The 19,605-nt window shown below is 67.3% G+C and carries 17 protein-coding genes; 2 read left to right on the top strand and 15 right to left on the bottom strand.

Features of this window, described 5'->3' with window-relative positions; all coding sequences use genetic code 11:
* Positions 1-139: 139 nt before the first annotated feature.
* The 5 genes from lipA to ARC78_RS03390 all read right to left on the bottom strand — a co-directional run bounded on the left by lipA (position 140) and on the right by ARC78_RS03390 (position 5,298).
* Positions 140-1,150 carry a lipoyl synthase gene (gene lipA, locus ARC78_RS03370; RefSeq protein ID WP_054657862.1) on the bottom strand — a complete coding sequence of 337 codons (1,011 nt, stop codon included), beginning with the start codon at positions 1,148-1,150 and terminating at the stop codon, positions 140-142.
* 16 nt (positions 1,151-1,166) lie between these two features.
* Entirely contained in the window at positions 1,167-1,829 is a 663-nt protein-coding gene (lipB, locus tag ARC78_RS03375; RefSeq protein ID WP_089153131.1) for a lipoyl(octanoyl) transferase LipB, read from the bottom strand.
* A 26-nt stretch (positions 1,830-1,855) separates the two neighbouring features.
* On the bottom strand, positions 1,856-2,134 hold the full coding sequence (locus tag ARC78_RS03380) for a DUF493 family protein (protein ID WP_054657872.1): 279 nt from the start codon (positions 2,132-2,134) through the stop codon (positions 1,856-1,858).
* A 114-nt stretch (positions 2,135-2,248) separates the two neighbouring features.
* Positions 2,249-3,226: a CsgG/HfaB family protein gene (locus tag ARC78_RS03385; protein ID WP_054657866.1), complete on the bottom strand. Its 978-nt coding sequence runs from the start codon at positions 3,224-3,226 to the stop codon at positions 2,249-2,251.
* Between the two features lie 368 nt (positions 3,227-3,594).
* Positions 3,595-5,298 carry a CsgG/HfaB family protein gene (locus ARC78_RS03390; RefSeq protein ID WP_057505738.1) on the bottom strand — a complete coding sequence of 568 codons (1,704 nt, stop codon included), beginning with the start codon at positions 5,296-5,298 and terminating at the stop codon, positions 3,595-3,597.
* A 430-nt stretch (positions 5,299-5,728) separates the two neighbouring features.
* Here ARC78_RS03390 and ARC78_RS03395 point away from each other — a divergent pair, with 430 nt between their 5' ends.
* The gene (locus tag ARC78_RS03395) at positions 5,729-6,781 is read left to right on the top strand and encodes a lipid A deacylase LpxR family protein (RefSeq protein ID WP_054659929.1); all 1,053 of its coding nucleotides are present in this window, start codon (positions 5,729-5,731) and stop codon (positions 6,779-6,781) included.
* A gap of 66 nt (positions 6,782-6,847) precedes the next feature.
* Here ARC78_RS03395 and ARC78_RS03400 read toward each other — a convergent pair whose 3' ends face one another.
* From ARC78_RS03400 to ARC78_RS03435, 8 genes are all read right to left on the bottom strand, one after another.
* Positions 6,848-8,062, bottom strand: a complete 1,215-nt coding sequence (locus tag ARC78_RS03400) for a D-alanyl-D-alanine carboxypeptidase family protein (protein WP_057505739.1) — start codon at positions 8,060-8,062, stop codon at positions 6,848-6,850.
* Between the two features lie 103 nt (positions 8,063-8,165).
* Positions 8,166-9,437: a septal ring lytic transglycosylase RlpA family protein gene (locus ARC78_RS03405; RefSeq protein ID WP_057505740.1), complete on the bottom strand. Its 1,272-nt coding sequence runs from the start codon at positions 9,435-9,437 to the stop codon at positions 8,166-8,168.
* Complete coding sequence (gene mltB / locus ARC78_RS03410) at positions 9,434-10,570, bottom strand: lytic murein transglycosylase B (protein WP_054660318.1); 1,137 nt, start codon at positions 10,568-10,570, stop codon at positions 9,434-9,436. The genes ARC78_RS03405 and mltB overlap by 4 nt, the downstream gene beginning before the upstream one ends.
* Before the next feature lie 389 nt (positions 10,571-10,959).
* A complete protein-coding gene (gene rodA, locus ARC78_RS03415; RefSeq protein ID WP_057505741.1) occupies positions 10,960-12,063 on the bottom strand; it encodes a rod shape-determining protein RodA in 1,104 nt (367 codons plus the stop codon).
* Positions 12,060-14,114 (bottom strand): penicillin-binding protein 2, encoded by a 2,055-nt coding sequence (mrdA, locus tag ARC78_RS03420; RefSeq protein WP_057505742.1) that lies wholly within the window; start codon positions 14,112-14,114, stop codon positions 12,060-12,062. Before mrdA ends, rodA begins: the two co-directional genes overlap by 4 nt.
* Before the next feature lie 2 nt (positions 14,115-14,116).
* Positions 14,117-14,602, bottom strand: coding sequence for a rod shape-determining protein MreD (gene mreD, locus ARC78_RS03425; RefSeq protein ID WP_054660445.1), 486 nt, complete (start codon positions 14,600-14,602; stop codon positions 14,117-14,119).
* The gene (gene mreC / locus ARC78_RS03430) at positions 14,599-15,690 is read right to left on the bottom strand and encodes a rod shape-determining protein MreC (RefSeq protein WP_057505743.1); all 1,092 of its coding nucleotides are present in this window, start codon (positions 15,688-15,690) and stop codon (positions 14,599-14,601) included. The genes mreD and mreC overlap by 4 nt, the downstream gene beginning before the upstream one ends.
* A gap of 126 nt (positions 15,691-15,816) precedes the next feature.
* The gene (locus tag ARC78_RS03435; RefSeq protein WP_005419402.1) at positions 15,817-16,863 is read right to left on the bottom strand and encodes a rod shape-determining protein; all 1,047 of its coding nucleotides are present in this window, start codon (positions 16,861-16,863) and stop codon (positions 15,817-15,819) included.
* Between the two features lie 276 nt (positions 16,864-17,139).
* Between ARC78_RS03435 and ARC78_RS03440 the strand changes: the two genes are divergently transcribed.
* A complete protein-coding gene (locus tag ARC78_RS03440) occupies positions 17,140-18,072 on the top strand; it encodes a carbohydrate kinase family protein (RefSeq protein ID WP_054658096.1) in 933 nt (310 codons plus the stop codon).
* Between the two features lie 127 nt (positions 18,073-18,199).
* On the opposite strand, the gene ARC78_RS03445 is transcribed toward ARC78_RS03440, so the two are convergent.
* Both ARC78_RS03445 and ARC78_RS03450 read right to left on the bottom strand, forming a co-directional pair.
* The gene (locus ARC78_RS03445) at positions 18,200-18,835 is read right to left on the bottom strand and encodes an HAD family hydrolase (RefSeq protein WP_054658111.1); all 636 of its coding nucleotides are present in this window, start codon (positions 18,833-18,835) and stop codon (positions 18,200-18,202) included.
* A 9-nt stretch (positions 18,836-18,844) separates the two neighbouring features.
* Entirely contained in the window at positions 18,845-19,579 is a 735-nt protein-coding gene (locus ARC78_RS03450; protein WP_054658098.1) for a hypothetical protein, read from the bottom strand.
* Between the last annotated feature and the right edge of the window lie 26 nt (positions 19,580-19,605).

Raw genomic sequence — 19,605 nt, forward strand, 5'->3', positions numbered from 1 at the left:
AGTTTCTGCACTTGTCACCCTGCGCCGGATCAGACTAGCCGCTGCCCGGTAGCAGAATGTGAACCGTACCGGCACGCATGGCACAGGCACGGCGATCCCGCAGACGGCATGCCGCCGTCGCGGGATCATGGCGAGGCGATCAGACGCCGACGCCCGCCCCGGCCGCCTGCTGGTCGGCGTGGTAGGACGAACGCACCATCGGACCGGAAGCGACGTGGGTGAAGCCCAGTTCGTAGCCGTAGTCCTCGAACGCCTTGTATTCCTCCGGCGTCCAGTAACGCAGCACCGGGTGGTGATGCGCGGTCGGCTGCAGGTACTGGCCGATGGTGATCATCTCCACGTCGTGCGCGCGCAGGTCGCGCATCGTGGCCTGCACCTGCTCCAGGGTCTCGCCCAGGCCGAGCATGATGCCGGACTTGGTCGGCACATCCGGGTGCTGTGCCTTGAAGTTCTTCAGCAGGGTCAGCGACCACTGGTAATCCGCACCCGGACGCACGTTGCGGTACAGGTCCGGCACGGTCTCGATGTTGTGGTTGAACACGTCCGGCGGGTTCTGCGCCAGGATTTCCAGCGCGCGCTCCATCCGGCCCTTGCCACGGAAGTCCGGAGTCAGTACCTCGATACGGGTGCCCGGCGACTTGGCGCGGATCGCACTGATGCAGTCGACGAAGTGCTGGGCACCGCCGTCGCGCAGGTCGTCGCGGTCGACACTGGTCACCACCACGTACTTCAGGCCCATGTCGGCCACGGTCTGGCCCAGGCTGGCCGGTTCGCTGGCGTCCGGCGGCTTGGGCCGGCCGTGGGCCACATCGCAGAACGAGCAGCGGCGGGTACAGACTTCGCCCAGGATCATGAAGGTCGCGGTGCCATGGCCGAAGCATTCGTGGATGTTCGGGCAGCTGGCTTCCTCGCACACCGTCACCAGACGGTTCTCGCGCAGCTTGGCCTTGAGGTTGGCCACGGCATTGCCCGACGGAATGCGCACGCGGATCCAGGAAGGCTTGCGCAGCACCGGCGCATCGGCGAACTGCACCGGCGAGCGGCCGATCTTGTCGCCACCGAGCTGCTTGACGCCCGTTTGCAACGGCGCGGACGGAGTGTCGGCCTGCACGACCTGCAGGGGAATGGAGCGCGGAGTGGATTCAGTCATGGCGGTACCGGCGGCCTCAGGCCGCGAAGTTCAGATCGGGCAGTTCGGGAGTGGGCCGCAGCTCAAGACCGAACTGCTGGGCCAGATGGGATAGCAGCACCGGCTTGACCGGATCGATCCCGGACGGACCACCCAAGTCTAGCACCGAGGTCACCTGCATCCCGGCGTAACCACAGGGATTGATGCGGTGGAACGGCTCCAGATCCAGCGCGACATTCAGCGCCAGCCCGTGAAAACTGCAGCCACGGCGCACACGAATGCCGAGCGCGGCCACCTTGGCGCCGCCCACATACACGCCGGGCGCACCGTCCAGGCGTTCGGCACCGATATTCCATTCATCCAGCGTGTCGATGATGGCCTGCTCGATGCGGCACACGTAATCGCGCACCCCGATACCCAGCCGGCGCAAGTCCAGCAGCGGGTAGACCACGATCTGGCCGGGGCCGTGATAGGTCACCTGACCGCCCCGATCGACATGCAGCACCGGGATATCACCTGGCGCCAGAACGTGCTCGTCCTTGCCGGCCTGGCCCAGGGTGAACACCGGATCATGCTCGACCAGCCACAGCTCGTCGGTGGTGCTGTCGTCGCGGGCGTCGGTGAAGCGCTGCATCGCATGCCAGACCGGCTCATAGCCCTGCCGGCCCAGATCACGCAGCGTGGCCGTCCGCGCCGCCACGCGAGCCGCCGGCCCGGTGCCGCTGTTTACAGCGTCCACTTCACTTCCGGGTGGTTACGCAGCGCCTCATGCGCGGCATCGTACTGCTCGCGGCTTTCGGCCTTGAAGCTGATGCGCACGGATACATACTTGCCGTTGGAGGAATGCTTCCAGCTGATGCGCTCGCTGAGCACCTCGACGCCGTGTTGCTGCAGCAGCCGCGGCAGCTCGGTCTCCAGACCGGTATCGGCCGTGCCCATGGCACTGAGCTCAAAGGTGCCGGGGAACTGGAAGCCGTGTTCAGGGTTGTCGGATTTGATTTCCATGCCCGCCATTATCGGGGCGCCGGCGGTCAAACCCAAGGCCGGCTGCAGTCCGCCATCGCCCCTGAATGCGAAGGGCCGCTTGCGCGGCCCTTCGCTGTGTACAGCTTCAGACGCTTACCTGGACAGTTCCAGCATGGTGGAAGACACCCAGCCCTTGTTGCCCATTTCATCCTCCACTTCCCACATGACGCCTTCTTTCACCCCGGTGGGGTACAGCATCATGCCCGGCTCCAGCGAGCGCACCGCCGCGCCGGTGCCCTTGGCATTGGCCAGCAACCGGCCGGCGCGGGTGACCGTCACCGCCTGCTGCGCACCGGCCGCCGAAGCATTGTCCGGCAGCCCCCCCAGCTGGGCGATGATGTCCGTGTAGGCCTGCAGGTAGGCCATGGTGATCACCTGGCCGATCTCGGTGTTGGCGTAACCGCCCACCCCCGCCGCTCCCAGGCCACCACCACCGAACAGGCCGCCGCTGGCGCCGAAGCCCATGTCACTCTTGCGTGCGGAACCTTCGGCGATCGCCACCTGCTCGGAGGAGCGCACGTCGGTGACGGTCAGCACCACATCGGCGGTCTTGCTGGTGAAATTCAGGCCGCCGACGATCGCACCGGCCTTGCCTCCGATCAGCCCGCCCAGCAGGCCACCGATGGCGTTGCCGCCGGCATTGGTGTTCTGCGAGATCAGGTCCGGGATCATCACGTAATCGGCGGCACGGACCTGGCCCTTGCCGACGTTGGAACGGCCGCGCAGGTCGCCGCTGGCAGCCAGCTCGCGCTCGAACTGCCCGGCGGCCATGCCCGCACCACGGTCCACGAGGGTGAAACAGCGCGAACGGTTGACGAAGGCTTTGATCAGTCGCGACGGCGCAGGCAGCTGCTGGCCGGTCCACCAGTGGGTGGCGTCCTCCGGCTCGATCACCGACAAGGTGCCGATCGGGCGCGGACAGGTGGGAATCTGGGCGGCGGCAGCCTTGCGCTGCTCCTGCGCCTGGGTACCCTTCTGCTTGAAGGCGGCGTCAGCCGGCTGGCTGGTGAGAGCGGCGGCAATACCCGCCGTGAGAGCCGCTGCAACCAGCGGCGAAAAAACATTACGCATCTACGTGATTCCCCGTTACCTGCACCTTTCGAGGTGCGTTCCTTTGGTTTAGAAACCTTGCAACAACATCCTGTTCCTTGCTGATACGGGATCAGGCAAGTGCCGCAGGTCCGCCCGGATCGTAACCCAGCGCTTTTTCAGATTCCATCCAGCAAGCGGACATTCAGGGAACCGCGTCACTGAACGCCGCCGTGCTGACGGACGACAGGCCACCGTGCCACCGGCATGCGCCGGTGGAGCGGCTGTCCGGGCCGGTGCCGGATAGGCAGTCCGCCCCAGCCATGCCACGACATGGGTGAGGCGGCCGGTGTTTCCGGGAATCCGCAGCGCGACGATCAGCCGCCGCGACCGGTTCCCGGATCGTTTCATTACTGGTTGTGCGAAGGCTGTACCGTGCCACGCGTATTGGCCGGCACCCAGCCGTACACACCCGTCTGGTCGTGGGCTTCCAGCATCGCGCCCTGGGTACCGCCAGTCAGGATCAGGCTCATGCCCGGCTGCAGCGTCCGCAGTACCGCACCGCGCCCGGAATGGTCCTGCATCAGGTTGACCGGCTCATTGAGTACCAGTACCCGGCGCAGCGCCGCGGCGGCCTGCTGCTGCGAAGCAACCACCTGGGGAGCGTACTGCTGGGCCGCCGCCGTCAACCCGCTGGCCACCGCACCGGCGACACCCCCCTGCTGTATGCCATTGACCACCTGCCCGGCCAGTTGCGCCGCACCGGCCAGTTGCGCCGCACCGGCCAGCTGCGAAGCGCCGGCCTGCATCTGTGCCGGCACCAGCTGCTGCACCGCCGCCTGTGCCAATCCGCCGACAATGGCACCGGTACCGGCACCCTGCTGCATGCCGCCGACGACCTGGCCTGCCAACTGCGCCGCACCGGCCAGCTGCGAGGCACCGGCTTGCATCTGCTCCGGCACCAGCTGCTGTACCGCCGCCTGCGCCAATCCACCGACAATGGCACCGGCGCCCTGCTGCATGGCGCCGGCCGTCTGGCCTGCCAACGGCGCGGCACCGGCCTGCGCTGCCGCATAACCTTGCTGGTCATAGGGCGAAGGCTGCACCGGGAGCACCGCCACCGGCGGCGGCACCACCGGCATCTGCTGCTGTGCCAGATGCTGGGCCGCCTGCATCTGCTGCATCTGCAACTGCATCTGCTGGATCTGCAAGGCCTGCTGCGCGGCGATTGCGCTGGCCGGCATCGCCGAGGCCGTCGCGGTCGGATTGCCACCAGCCGGATAGGAGGTGGTGGCGGCACTGGCCAGCTGCGGCTTGGAGGTGGCAGTGGGCGCCGACCTCACCCGGGCGGCGAAATCGACCTTCTCCACCCGCTCAAGCAGCGCCTGGAACGCTTCGCCATAGGCTTCCTTGATCACCTTGCCGAACTCGGTGTTCTCGTAGGCACCGGCCGAAATTCCGCCATTGATCCCCTTGGCCGAGGCCGAGGCCATCAGGTTCCAGTCACGGTCGGTCAGCTTGGCCTCGCCGGAGGCGGTACCCAGCAGTTCGGCGGTGCGCGAATCGGTGATGGTCAAGATCACCTCGGCGGTCTGCTTGCGCGAGCTCATGCCGCCGGCGATCTTGCCCGCCACGCCGAGCGTGGCCACGTTGGCCAGGCCACCGATCAGGCCGCGTTTTTTATCGGTACCGGCACCACCACCGACGTTGGAACCGCCGGCATTGGGATTTTGCGAGACCAGGTCGGGAATCAGAATGAAGTCGGCGGCCAGCATCTGCCCTCCGCCCAGATTCGCGCCTTCCTGGATATGACCGCCGGCCACCAGTTCACGCTCGGCCTGCGCGGCGGCAAAACCCACGCCACGGTCCAGGATCGTGAAGCAATTGGAATCGGTCACCATCACCCGCAACATGCGCGTCGGCGCCGGCAGGCCATGGCTGGCCCACAGCGCCTGCCCGTCATCGGGTTCGACGATACGGATCGTGCCTTCGGGTTTCTTGCACTTCAGGCCACCGCGGAGACTCATTTTGAAATCCAGCGCCTGGGCGGCCGGTGCGAACAGAGCCAACGCCAGTGCTGCACCCAGAACCGGCGCTGCAGAATACTTTTTCATGTTTTCCCCTGTGGCCGTCGCCTGCATGCCGGCCTGGTTGTATCGCGTGTGAAAGTGATGCCCGCACTCCCTCACAGGGCATGCAGGTCCCTGCTTTGGCAAAGTGGCTTCAGATGAAATATACATTACTGAATAGGCGCAATCTCCTGGGCATCCGCCGCCCGCAATCCCCCGCCCCGCGGTCACTTACGTTTTGCGCAGTGTCGGCGCCGCGACAGGATATGCGCCAGATGTCCCCTGTCCGGTGCAATGGAACGCGGATTTCCAGCCGGTCGCGCTGCTGGGGTTCCAGTACCGGCACCGCCGCGCTCGGATACCCGTGCGCGCATCCGGGACGCTGCAACGATCTGATCCAGCCGGCGGGATATGGCAGTTTCCAGTACTCCCCTAAGCTGCCCGGCCTTCCCTTGGCAGATCAGATCCGATCCCGATGAAAGCCCACCTATGGCTCGGCTTGGCACTGGCAGCGTTCGGACTCAGCGCTGCGGGCAACGCCTCCGCCACCACCTGCACCGCCAGCGCATTGCTTGAACAGCCGCCGGCGCTCAACTTCCGCGTGGACAACGACCTGTTCGGCGGCGCCCAGCAGGACCAGGGCTATACCAATGGCGCGCTGCTGACGCTGGTCTCGCCCAACCTGCGCGATTACACCGACGACCCCTGCCTGCCACGGCCGGCGCGCTGGGTGAACCAGTATCTGGAGCACCTGTATCCGGGCCGGTTCGAGCAGCAGAACATGATCTTCAGTGTCGGCCAGGGCCTGTTCACCCCGACCGATCACACCCGCAGCGACCTGATCGGCGATGACCGTCCGTATGCTGCGGTGCTGTTGGCCACCTTCGGCTTCAATGCCCGTCACCGGAACCACCTGCGCACCACCCAGCTGGCCCTGGGCATGGTCGGTCCGTCGGCACAGGGCAAACAGGTGCAGGACGGCGTACACGGCCTGCTCGGCGACGAAAAGTTCAGGGGCTGGGGACACCAGCTGAAGGACGAACCGGTGTTCAAGCTACTGCACGAACGCCTGCAGCGCTGGCCGGCCGAAGGCGAGGCGCACGGCTGGGGCTGGGATGTGATCAGCCACGGGGGCGGCGCCCTGGGCAACCTGGCCACCTATGCCAATGGCGGCGGCGAGATCCGCTTCGGCTGGAAACTGCCCGACGACTTCGGCAGCTCGCCGCTGCGCCCGGCCGGCGAGAACACCGCCCCCACCCGTCGCAGCCGTGCCGAGGGCTGGTCCGGCCACCTGTTCATGACCGCCGATGCGCGCTGGGTGCTGCGCGACATCACCCTGGACGGCAACACCTTCCGCCGCAGCCATCGCGTGGACAAGCGCCCGCTGGTCGGGGAACTCGGCTACGGGCTGGCGGTGATGCGCGGCAAGTGGAAGTTCGCACTGGCGCGCTACCACCGCAGCCGCGAATTTGAAGGCCAGCGGCAGACACCGGTGTTCGGCAGCTTCACTGTCAGCCGCACCCTGTAGCGGGCCACTGCGGAAAACAAAAAAGCCGGCGCGGGCGCCGGCTTTTCGCTGCGGTGTGGCGGGTCCTTACTCGGACTTCCACCACATCATGAAGGCGTCCCACAGGCGCTTGAAGAAGCCACCCTCCTCCACCGCCTGCACCGCCACCAGCGGCGCTTCGGCCACCACCTTGCCGTCCAGCGAGACCTTGACCGTGCCGATCTGCTGACCGGCGGCGATCGGCGCCACCAGCTGCTTGGGCACATCCATCGACGGCTTCAGATCGTTGTAACGGCCACGCGGCACGCTCACCAGCATCGGCTGGGCCACGCCCAGCTGCACTTCATCGGCCTTGCCCTTCCAAACATGCTGCGCGGTCACCGCCTTGCCCGGCTCGTACAGCCGGTGGGTCTCGAAGAAGCGGAAACCCCAGTTCAGCAGCGCCAGGCTGTCATCGGCGCGCTGTTTTTCCGAGGCGCCGCCCAGCACCACCGCGATCAAGCGCTGGTCGCCGCGCTGGGCCGAGCTCAGCAGGCAGTAACCGGCCGCCGAGGTGTGGCCGGTCTTGATGCCGTCCACGCTGGCATCGCGCCACAGCAGCAGGTTGCGGTTGGGCTGGGTGATCTTGCCTACGGTGAATTCCTTGATCTTGTTGTAGGCGTAGGTTTCCGGATAGTCGCGCACGAACGCGCGGCCCAGCAGCGCCAGATCGTAGGCGCTGGACTGGTGGCCCTCGGCGGTGAGGCCGTGGGCATTGACGAAGTGCGAGTCCTTCATGCCGATCTTGGCGGCGTAGCTGTTCATCAGCGCGGCGAAGGCCTCCTGGCTGCCGGCGGCGTGTTCGGCCAGTGCGATCGCCGCGTCGTTGCCGGACTGGACGGCCATGCCTTTTTCCATGTCTTCCAGCCGTGCGGTCTGGTTGACCGGGAAGCCGCTGTAGCTGCCATCGGTGCCGGCACCGCCTTCACGCCAGGCGCGCTCGCTCATCATCACCTGGTCGTCGGGCTTGATCTTGCCGTTCTTCATTTCCGCGGCAAGCACATAGGACGTCATCACCTTGGTGATGCTGGCCGGCGGCAGCGGGGTGTGGATGTTCTCGCCGGCCAGCACCTGCCCGGTGGCGTAGTCCATCAGCACCCAGGCACTGGCGGTGGTTGGCACGGGCGCCGGCGGCGTGGCCACCTGCACCGGGGCGGCCGCAGCGGCAGGTGCCGGTGCCGGCATGGGCGTGGGGGTCTGGGCGGAGGCCAGACCGACAGCGAGCGTCGTGGCCAGTGCAGCGGCGGCGAAACGGAATTTCATCGGAAAACGGTTCCTGATGGACGAGGAAAAAAGCGGGGGGCCATTGTAGGGCGCTGGCACTGCGGCTGCGGCACCGGCATATGGCCGGGGTTAATGGCCCGGCTCAATCGCGGACCAGCTGCGGCCGGCCGAAACCCAGTCCGGCGATACGCCCGGCCAGCTCGGCCGCGCTGTCATGGTCGCGGGCCGGCACGCGCAGGCGCCACAGGGTCCGGCCGCCACTGACGATATCGCTCAGGCTGGCACCGGCGATTCCGGCCGAGGACAGCTGGCCCAGCGCCCGGGCGGCGTTGTCGCGGCTGGAGAAACTGGCCACCTGCAGCAGGATAGTGCCCAGCGCGCGCGCGGCAGCATCGGCCTTGTCCGGTGCCGGAATGACCGGCGTTGCAGCGGCCGCAGGTGCACCCGTGGCAACCGGCGGCGCCAGCGCCTGCACCCTGGCCGCCGCCGGCGCGTCGCCGGCCGCGGTGGTGATGGCCGGACGACCGGTCGCCACACGCGCACCGTTGTCCTTCATCCAGGTATCGAAATGCTCGGCGCTGGCCGCGACCGGACGCGCCGGCGTGACGGGCGGCAGTTTCTCCACCAGCTGGTCCATGCGGCTGGTCGCTGCTGCCCGGCGCGCCGGTGCGCTGGCCACGGCGGCGGTGCGCTCGCGGCGGGCGCGGCGGCTGTCGCCGGAAACAACGGTGTTGTCGCCGGGGGTCAGTGCGCGCACTTCCACCCGGCCGGTACCCCGCTGGGTGATGCCCAGCTTCACCGCCGCGGCATAACTGAGGTCGATCACCCGGCCCTCGTGGAACGGGCCACGGTCATTGACCCGCACCACCACCGATTCACCGTTGTCCAGATTGGTCACGCGGGCGAAGCTGGGCAGCGGCAGGGTCTTGTGCGCGGCGCTGAAGGTGTACATGTCGTAGACCTCGCGGTTGGAGGTCAGGCGGCCGTGGAACTTCTGTCCGTAGTAGGAGGCGGTGCCCTGCTCGACGTAGTCATCGACCCGGTCCATCACCCGGTAGGACTTGCCCAGCACCGAATACGGCGACTTGTTGCCCACCGGCGAGCGCGGCTCGCTGACCACCTCCGGCTCGGGAATGCAGGCCACGTTGGGCACATAGGTCGGCGTGCTGTCGCTGACCCCGGGCTTGTACAGGCCGCCGGCGGTGTAGTTGCCGCGCGTGGACAGGTCTTCCTGTGCCTTGGCATAGGGCGAACCGTCCGGGCACTGGCCGCCCGCGCTGCCTGTGCCCAGCACCACGGTGGCCGGGCGCTGGGCGCTGGAGCCGCTGGCACCGGCGGCGGATTTCTTCGGCGCGCTGCTGCAGGCGGCCAGCCCGAGCACGATCAACGCAGGGACCAGCCACTTGCTGTTCATGCCGGCGGAAGCTCCTTGCCGGCGATGGCCTGGGACAGCTGGAACACCGCCATCGCGTACATCTTGGAGATGTTGTAACGGGTGATCGCGTAGTAGTTCTGGAAGCCCAGCCAGTACTGCTTGCCGTCACTGCCTTCCAGGGTGACCGGGGTGGCCTTGGCATTGACCGCCAGCACCGGCGTGACCGGGCGGTAACCACGGGCCGCAAGCTCGGTCACTGTCAGGCTCGGCGTCCAGTCGGCCGGATTGAGCTCGGCGAACCCCGCCTGCAGCGTGGCCGGTACCGCCACCGTGCCGCCGCGGATCCAGCCGCCCTTCTTCACGAAATAGTTGGCGATGGAGGAGAACACGTCGTCGTAGTTGTTGAACAGGTCGCGACGGCCATCGCCATTGCCGTCCACCGCAAAGTCCAGATAGCTGGACGGCATGAACTGGCCCATGCCCATCGCCCCGGCATAGCTGCCCTTGAGAGCGGTGATGTCGAGCTGTTCCAGCTTGCCCAGCTCAAACAGCTTGGCCAGCTCGTCACGGAAGAACAGCTCGCGGCGCACCTCGCGCTCGAGCTTGGCCGGGTCGCCGCTGCGCGGGTAGTTGAAGGCCAGCGTGTACAGCGCATCGAGCACGCGGTGGTTGCCGGCGTTCTTGCCGTAGCTGGTTTCCACACCGATGATCGCCACGATCACCTCGGCCGGCACGCCGGTGCGTTCCTGCACCCGCAACAGCTCGTCGCGATGGTCGGCGAAGAACTGCCTGCCACCGTCGATCCGCGCCTGGCTGATGAACATCGGCCGGTATTCGTTCCAGGGTTTGACCCGCTCGGCCGGACGCGACATCGCCGCGATGATCGGCTGACGCACCTGCGCCTGGGCCAGTGTGGCCTCGATGTAGCCCGGCTCGATGCCGTAGCGGGCGGCGGTGTCGCGGATGAAATTGGCGCGGGCGGTCTCGAACGGCACCGGGGTCAGGTCCACCGGCGGCAGATCGGCCTTGGCCTCGGGGACCGCCTCGGCCGGGCCGGTGCCCGGCGTGATCGGCGTTCCCACCGGGGTGGCGGGAGGAACGGGGACCTGCGGCGGGGTCGCACAGGCGACCAGACCCAGGGTGATGCAGCAGATCAAAGCGCGTCGAATCATCAGGCGAGGTTAGCAGGTCAAAGATGAATTTCCATCAATAAGACCATGAATCCCAAGCAGATTGAAGCGCGGAAACGATGGCGGAAATTGCCGTTGCAGGACCGGAAATGGTCCCCTCGCCGCTGAATACGGCAATGCCTCCGCACCCGCCGCGCAAAAAAAAGCGCCGGCCGCGCCCCCATCCCCGCAGGCACAACCGGCGCTCAGGCCGGACTCCAATCGTGGAAGCGTGACATCTCCCCATGTCATGCCCTTGGATCCGACCAGTCGACGTGCCCGGAGCACCTGCCGACCATCGCGGCGCGACAGCGTCCGGCGACGGTCATTATTGTGAAGCGAAAGTTAAATCCAGTATTTGATCTGGATCAAAGCTTGCACATCCTGCCCATTCAACCGTGCACCGGACGATGCTCGCGCACCGCCATCACCAGCCCGAAGCCGGCCAGCAGCGACACCGCCGAGGTGCCGCCGTAGCTGATCAGCGGCATCGGCACGCCCACCACCGGCAACAATCCGGAGATCATGCCGCCGTTGACCAGGATGTAGACAAAGAACGCCAGGCCGGTGGACCCGGCCAGCAGCCGCGAGTAGCCGTCGCGCGATTCCACCGCGATCCACAGGCAGCGGCCGATCACGAACAGATACAGCGCCAGCACCACGGCCACGCCGATCCAGCCGAACTCCTCGCTCAGCACCGAGAAGGCGAAGTCGGTGGTCTGCTCGGGAATGAAATTCAGATGCGACTGCGAGCCCAGGCCCCAGCCCTTGCCGGTCAGCCCGCCGGAGCCAATGGCGATCTTGGACTGGATGATGTTCCAGCCCGCGCCCAGCGCATCGCTCTCCGGGTCCAGGAACATCAGGATGCGGTCCTTCTGGTAGGGCATCAGCAGCCAGAACCAGGCCACCGGCGCGGCCGCGGCCACGCCGCCGACCCCCACGCCGACCCACCACCACGGCAGACCGGCCAGCAGCAGCACGAAGGCGCCGCTGGCGGCGATCAGCACGCCGGTGCCGAAGTCCGGCTGCAGCATCACCAGTCCGGTCGGTACGCCGATGATCACCGCCGCCACCAGCACCACCGGGACGCGGGGCGGCAACGGCATCCGGTTGAGGTACCAGGCCACCATCATCGGCAGGCTGACCTTGAGCAGTTCAGCCGGCTGCAGGTAGAAAAAGCCCAGGTTCAACCACTGCCGGCCGTACTTGCCGGTCCCCAGCACGAACACCGCCAGCAGCGGCAGCATCGAGATCGCGTAGATCGCCGGGGTCCAGGCGCGGATGCGCAGGATCGAGGTCCGCGCGATCGCCCACATCGCCAGCAGGCCGACCGCGAACCGGGCCCCCTGGGCCATCACCAGCCCCGATCCGCCGGCGCTGTCGAGCACCGCCAGGCCGATCACCATCAGTGCCAGCAGCGCCATCAACAGCGGCCAGTCCAGGCCGCGGGTCAGCCGCTGGCCCATCTCCAGCGCCCAGCGCAGGAAATCCCTCATCGACGTTCTCCCGTGGCCGGTGCCGGAAGCGCCGCCGGCGGTGGCGGGGTTTGCGGCGACGGCGGCGCCACCGGCGCGCCGACCAGGAACGGCAGCTCCTCCAGCGCCAGCGCGGCCTGTTCGCCACGGGCCAAAAGCGCCGGATCTTCGGTATCGAAACCGGTCACCCCCAGCGCCACGGTGCCGCGCTCGGCATCCAGCGGCTGCAGGCCCTCGGGCATCTCGCCGAGGAGCCAGGCATCAAACACCTTGCGCGCGATCGGCGCCGCGGCCGAGCCACCGTAACCGCCGCCCTCCACCGCGATGGCAATGGCGATCACCGGATCTTCGGCCGGGGCGAAGCCGACAAACAGCGCGCGATGGCGCAGGTGCATCGGCAGGCTCTTGGGATTGACCGCAGCCGTCCCCTTGCGACTGACCACCTGCGCGGTACCGGTCTTGCCGGCCATGCGGTATTGCGCCCCGGCAGCCACTCGCCAGCCGCTGCCGCCGGGCTGCATCGTGGCCATCATGCCTTCGCGCACCGCCTGCAGATTGGCCGGGTTGGGGGTGATCGGCTTGCCTGCCGGTTGCGGCAACGGTGCCCAGTCGTGATCGAAGCCGGCGCGCTGTTCGGTCACCAGGTGCGGCCGGCGCAGTTGTCCACTGGCCAGCCCGCCAATTCCACGTACCAGCTGCAACGGCGTCACTTTCCACAGGCCCTGGCCGATGCTGGCGTTGACCGTATCGCCCGGATACCAGCGCTCCTTGCGCGCCTTGAGCTTGGCCTGCGGCGAGGGCAGGATGCCGTCGATCTCGCCGGCCAGATCGATGCCGGTGTGCTGGCCGAAGCCATAGCTGCCCAGATACTGGTCAAAACGCTCGATGCCCAGGTCGATACCGAGCTGGTAGTAATAGGTGTTGACCGACTGCGCGATGGATTTGCGCAGGTCCGTCCAGCCATGGCCGCCGCGGTTGGCATCGCCCCAGCCGCGGCTCACGCCGGGCAGGTAGAACATGCCGCGCGAGAGGATCTTGTCCTCCGGCCGGCGCACGCCGCTGTCCAGCCCGGCCAGACCGACAAACGGCTTGATCGTGGAGCCTGGCGCCACACCGCCGAGCACCAGCCGGTTGAACTGCGGCCGCGAGGGATTTTCGTTCAGGCGCTTGAAATCGGCATGCGAGATGCCGTTGACGAACAGGTTCGGGTCGTACGAGGGCAGGCTGACCATGGCCAGGATCTCGCCGGTACGCGGATCGATCGCCACCGCCGAGCCCTCCTGCTCGCCGAACGCGGCCACCATCGCCCGCTGCAGGTCGGCATCGATGGACAGCCGCAGGTCGGTCCCCGACTGCGCCGGCACCCGGCCGATGGTGCGGATCGCCCGCCCCTGCACATTGGTCTCGACCTGCTCGTAGCCGATCTTGCCGCGCAGCTGCGCTTCGTAGAACCGCTCCAGCCCGGATTTGCCGATATGGCTCAGCGCCGCGTTGCCCTCGCCCAGCTCCTCCAGGTCCTTGTCATCGACCCGGCCGACGTAACCGATGATGTGGCCGAACAGGTCGCCGTAGGGATAGCGCCGGGTCAGGTACGGCTCCAGCTCCACCCCGGGAAAGCGCCAGCGGTCCACCGCGAAACGCGCCATCTCCTCGTCGCTGACCCGCAGTTTCAGGGTCACCGGCATGAAGCTGCGGCGCGCCTTGCGCGACTGCCGGAAGCGTTCGATGTCCTCGTCGCTCAGCGCGAAGATTTTCTGCAGGCCGGCCAGGGTGGCCTCCATGTCCTGCACCTTGTCCGGGGTCACATCCAGACGGAAGGCCGGCACATTCTCGGCCAGCAGGCGGCCGTTGCGGTCGTAGATCAGTCCACGCCCCGGCACCACCGGCCGCGCCTTGATGCGGTTGGCTTCCGAGCGGGTGGCGTAGATCTCGTGATCGAGCACCTGCAGCTTGAAATACCAGCCGCCGAGGAAGCCCAGGGTCAGCAGCACCCCGGCAAAGCCCAGCGCCGCGCGCCGCCGGAACTGCTCGGTTTCGGCATGCAGGTTCTTGGACGGTCGGCGACGGTACATGCTCAGCGCCCGCGCTTGCCCAGCCGCACCGCATCCAGCGCCACATACAGCGGCAGCCACAGCGCCATGCCCAGCAGCGGCGCCCACCAGTAGCTCCAGCGCAACAGCGGCTCGCCGACCAGCAGGTGGAGCGCCGCATCGATGACCCGGTCATTGAGCAGCAACCCGCCGATGGCCAAGGCCTGCTGCGACAGCGGGAAGAACCGGATGCGCGCGCGGAAGCGCTGCAGGATGAAGGCCATCACCACCAGACGCAGCGCCTGCTCGCCCAGAATGCCGCCGAACATCAGATCGGCCAGCAGCCCGATGCAGAACGCAAAGCCCAGCCCGACCCGGTCCGGGGTTTCAATCACCCAGTACGCCAGCACCAGCGCCAGCCAGTACGGCCGCAGCGGCAGCAGCAGCTCCGGCAAGGGCACCAGCCCCAGCAGCAGCGCCAGCCCGAAACTCAGCGGCGGCACCCAGCCCTTGTTGCGCAACCGGCTCATGGGCGCACCTGTGCCGGCGCGGTCGCCGGAGAGGGAGGATCAGCGGCCGGCCCAGTCGCGGGCGCGGAGCTGGCTGGCGCCGCTGCCGGCGGCGCGGCCGGTCCGGCAGTGGCCGTGTTTAGCGCAGGCGCGACCGAGCTCGCGGCAGCCCCGCCCGATTGCGCGGTGACAGCGGCGGGCGACAGGCCCGGCGCCGGCCCGGCGCTCGTGGCTGGCAGCTCCAGCCCATCAGTCACCGGCCGTCGCGCAATCGTCGGCACCGAGCGCAGCAGCAGCACATCACGGCCGCGATCGAGCTTGGCCGCCGGCTCCAGTTCGCCCACCAGGAAGGCGTGGGTATCGTCGGGCCGCAGTTTCATGATCTTGCCCACCGGAAAACCGGACGGGAACCGCCCGCCGAGTCCGGAGGTGACGATCTCATCGCCCACCTCGACCCCGGCGCTGAGCGGGATATCGCGCAATTCCAGGGTGTCGCCGCGGCCATAGGCGATCAGGCGCACGCCGTTGCGGGCCACAGTCACCGGCACCGCATGATCCGGATCGGTCAGCAGCAGAACGGTCGAATGGGCCGGCGTCACCGCGATCACCTGGCCCATCAGCCCACCGGCGTCGATCACCGCCTGGCCCACATGCACGCCCTCGCGGCGGCCGGCATCGAGCACCAGCCGCTGCCTCACCGGGTCCAGGTCGATATCCAGGATCGGCGCCAGCTGCACGTCCAGCCCGCTGCGTTCGGCCACATTGAGCAGTTCGCGCAGCTGCGCGTTGTCCAGCGCCGCGGTCTGCAGCCGGGTCAGCCGCGCATTGGCCAGCAGCAGCTGGTTGCGCAGTTCGCGGTTCTCGGCCACCAGCTGATTGTGGCTGGCGGCATTGTCGCGGACCGAGGCGCCCACGCGCCCGGGTACGCCGGCCAGCGCCCACACCGGTTGCACCAGCACGTTGGCCTGCTGGCGCAGGCGCGACAGCCAGCCGCCCTGGTCATCGAGCACGATCAGGGTGATGGCCAGCGCCAGATAGGCCAGCAGGCGCAACGGACTGCTGGCATCGCCCTGGCGGGAGGCTACGGGAGGACCGGCGTAGGGCGGCACGTCAGGCTTCGACTGGAAAAATGCGGAAAAAGGATGCGACGACGCCCCGGCGGTGGGCTGCACGGGGCGTGTGCGGACGGCCGCTCACGCCGTTCGGGCGTGGCCGCGATACGCGACCGGAACGGCTTATTCCGGCGCAAAGAACTCGTTGCCGTGCATGTCCACCAACTCCAGCGCACGACCGCCACCGCGGGCCACGCAGGTCAACGGATCATCGGCCACCTGCACATGCAGACCGGTTTCCTCGGAGATCAGACGGTCCAGGTCGCGCAGCAGCGCGCCACCGCCGGTCAGCACGATGCCGCGCTCGGCCACGTCGGCGCACAGTTCCGGCGGGGTCTGCTCCAGCGCCAGCTTGACCGCCGAGACAATCCCCGACAACGGCTCGTGCAGCGCTTCGAGCACCTCGTTGGAGCTGATCTTGATCATCTTCGGCACGCCCTCGGCGAGGTTGCGGCCGGAGATCTCCATCTCGATCACTTCCGCCTGCGGGTAGGCGCAGCCCAGCTCCACCTTGATGCGCTCGGCGGTGGCTTCACCGATCAGCATGCCGTGGTTGCGGCGCACGTAATTGGTGATCGACTCGTCGAAACGGTCGCCACCGATACGCACCGAGGCCGAATAGACGATGCCGTTGAGCGAGATCACCGCCACCTCGGTGGTGCCGCCGCCGATGTCGATGACCATCGAGCCACGGGCTTCGGTGACCGGCATGCCGGCGCCGATCGCCGCGGCCATCGGCTCTTCGATCAGGAACACATCACGCGCACCGGCCTCTTCGGCCGATTCCTTGATGGCGCGGCGTTCGACCTGGGTCGAGCCGGCCGGCACGCAGACCAGCACGCGCGGACTCGGGCGCAGCACGCGCGATTTGTGCACTTTCTTTATGAAGTGCTTGAGCATCGCCTCGGTGTAGGTGAAGTCGGCGATGACACCATCCTTCATCGGGCGGATGGTGGTGATATGGCCCGGGGTACGGCCGAGCATCTGCTTGGCTTCGGCGCCGACGGCAGCCACCGAGCGGGTACCGCCGATGGCACGGTCCTGACGCACCGCCACGACCGACGGCTCGTTGAGCACGATGCCCTGGCCGCGCACATAGATCAGGGTGTTGGCCGTGCCCAGGTCGATGGACAGGTCATTGGAGAACATGCCACGCAGCTTCTTGAACATCTGGGAAGTGATCCTGAGGGGTGTCGTGCCCACGCCGATTGGCGAAAAAATGGGCAGAAAATGAGGTCCGCTAGCCTATCAATCCCCCCCGGTGCGGGCAAGGACAATCCATTGTGAATCGGGGCTTTGGCCCGATTCGGCGCCCCTCCGGACATCTGCGGTTCTGGTCGTGCGTCGCCGCAGCCGGTACCCTTACGCACTTTGGCGCCACGATCGCGCCGACCCGCGTGCGCCTGCATGGCGGGATTTCCCCTTTTCCGTATAGGTCTGTTCCCGATGTCCGCTCTGATCTGTGGTTCCCTTGCTTTCGACACCATCATGGTGTTTCCGGACCAGTTCAAGAACCACATCCTGCCGGACAAGGTGCACATCCTGAACGTGTCGTTCCTGGTGCCGCGGATGCGCCGGGAGCTGGGCGGCTGCGCCGGCAACATCGCCTACAACCTGAAGCTGCTGGGCGGCAGCCCGATCCCGATGGGCACCGTGGGCCAAGACTTCGGCCCGTACCGCGAGCACTTCGAGCGCATGGGCATCGACCTGAGCCAGGTGCGGGTGCTGGAAGACATGTTCACCCCGCAGTGTTTCATCACCACCGACCACGACAACAACCAGATCACCGCCTTCCATCCGGGCGCGATGATGCGTTCGCACGACAACCACGTGCGCGACGTGCCGGGCGTGAGCTTCGGCATCGTGGCGCCGGACGGCCGCGAAGGCATGATCCAGAACGCGGCCGAGTTCGTGGAATGCGGCATCCCCTTCATCTTCGATCCCGGCCAGGCGCTGCCGCTGTTCAACGGTCCGGAGCTGCGCACCTTCATCGAGCAGGCCGACTACGTGGTGGTCAACGACTACGAGTCCAATCTGCTGCAGCAGCGCACCGGCTGGGACGAGAAAGACATCGTCAGCCGGGTCAAGGCCTACATCACCACCCAGGGCCCGCGCGGCGCGATCATCCACACCCCGGAAAAGAGCTTCGACATCCCGCCGGCGCACGAGCGCCGCGTGGTCGACCCGACCGGCTGCGGCGATGCGTTCCGTGCCGGCCTGATCTTCGGCATCGAGAAGGGCTATGACTGGCTGACCATCGGCCGCATGGGCAACCTGATGGGTGCGCTGAAGGTCGAACACCCCGGCACCCAGAACCAGCGCTTCGATTTCGCCGAGTTCAACGACCAGTTCAAGCAGCAGTTCGGCTACAGCCTCTAGGAAAAACGGCGCCTCGGCGCCGTTTTTTTTGCGTGCCACTACCGGCCCTGCCTATGGCAAACGCCAGGGTCAGGCCCTGCCGGGCACTGCCGCCGACGGCAATGCGACCGCCAGGCCCTGCGCGCCGCTATCCCGACGCCGCGGCGCGCCAGTGCTGCAGCAACTGCGCGCAATCACGCAGCTGCCACTGTGCCATGCCTGGCCAGGGATCATCCGGCACATTGATAAGAATTCCCGGCACACCCGCCGCTTGGGCGGTGGCCAGATCGTAGTAATGGTCCCCCACCATCCGCATCCGCGCCGGCGGTACCTGCCAGCGCGCGGCAAAGAACTGCAAGCCGGCCGGTGACGGCTTGGGCTCCGCTTCCCGGCGGCCGATGATTTCGTCAGCGGCAAAACAATCCGCCACCCCGATCACCGCCAACGTCACTTCCGCCAGCTCACGCGCATTGCGGGTAAGGATGCCCAGCCGGCAACCGTCAGCATGCAGCGCGCGGATCAATGCCACCGCACCGGGTGCCGCCACGGAAGCCTCGGCCAGTTCCCGCTCGTGCCGCATCAACCAGGCATGGCTGGCGGCCGCCTGCTGGACTGGCAGGCTGGCCAGATGTTCAAGAATGTCCGCACCGGCTGGAATCTGCAGCTCACGCCGGATCAACTCGAAATCATGCAGCGGCTGCGTCAGCGTGCCATCCATGTCGAACACCCAATGGCGGCTGTCCACCACGCCTGGCACCGACGCCAGCGGCGGCGATCCGACAATACCCACGCCTCAATCCCAGCCCGGCAGCTGGCTGCCATCGAGCCCGCCGACTTCGAACACCGCGCTGCGGCTGTCACCGGCTTTCACCGGAAATTCGATCTGGATGACTTTCGCCTTGCGCGCCAGCCGCCACAGGCCGCGGTTGTCGGTGATGAACATGGCGATGGCCTCGTCGGTATCCGGCCGGTGCGCGGCCATCCGGCGCGGCGCCTGGTCATCCACCGTCACCGTGACCTGGCAGCTGGCATAGCAGGCCTTGGCGAAATCGCTGGCCTGCAGCACCAGATAGGCATGGCGCTTCCACTCGGGATGGTCGCGGAACACCAGCTGCACCGGCTTGGCGCCGCTGCCATCCACGTCCACGCGCTCCTTGCTGTAGATCATCGCCGACCGCTGCACGCCGCCCTTGGCCGGCACCTGGTTGTAGTTCCACAGCGCCTGCATGCGCCGCAGCTCACGCGCGGCCTCGGCCTTTTGCTTCACCTCGGCCAGGCCCGGTTCGATCCGGCGGGCGGTGTCCGAATCCGGATACTGGTCCAGCAGTGCCACGCCGTGGACACGTGCCTTCTCCCATTCCGAAGCGGTGACGGCACTGTCGTACTGCTTGCCAATGGCCTCGGCGGCCTGCTCCTGGCGCGCGCGTTCCTGCGCCGCGGCCGCTTCCTGCTTCTGCCGCTCGACCTCCGGATCGGTACAGCCGGCCAGGGCGAAGGCGCACAGCGCGCCGAAGATCAAAGGTTTCATCAAGCCACTCCGTTGTCGGGCAGGAA

This window comes from Stenotrophomonas pictorum JCM 9942 (genome assembly GCF_001431585.1).
GTDB classification, from domain to species: Bacteria; Pseudomonadota; Gammaproteobacteria; order Xanthomonadales; family Xanthomonadaceae; genus Stenotrophomonas; species Stenotrophomonas pictorum.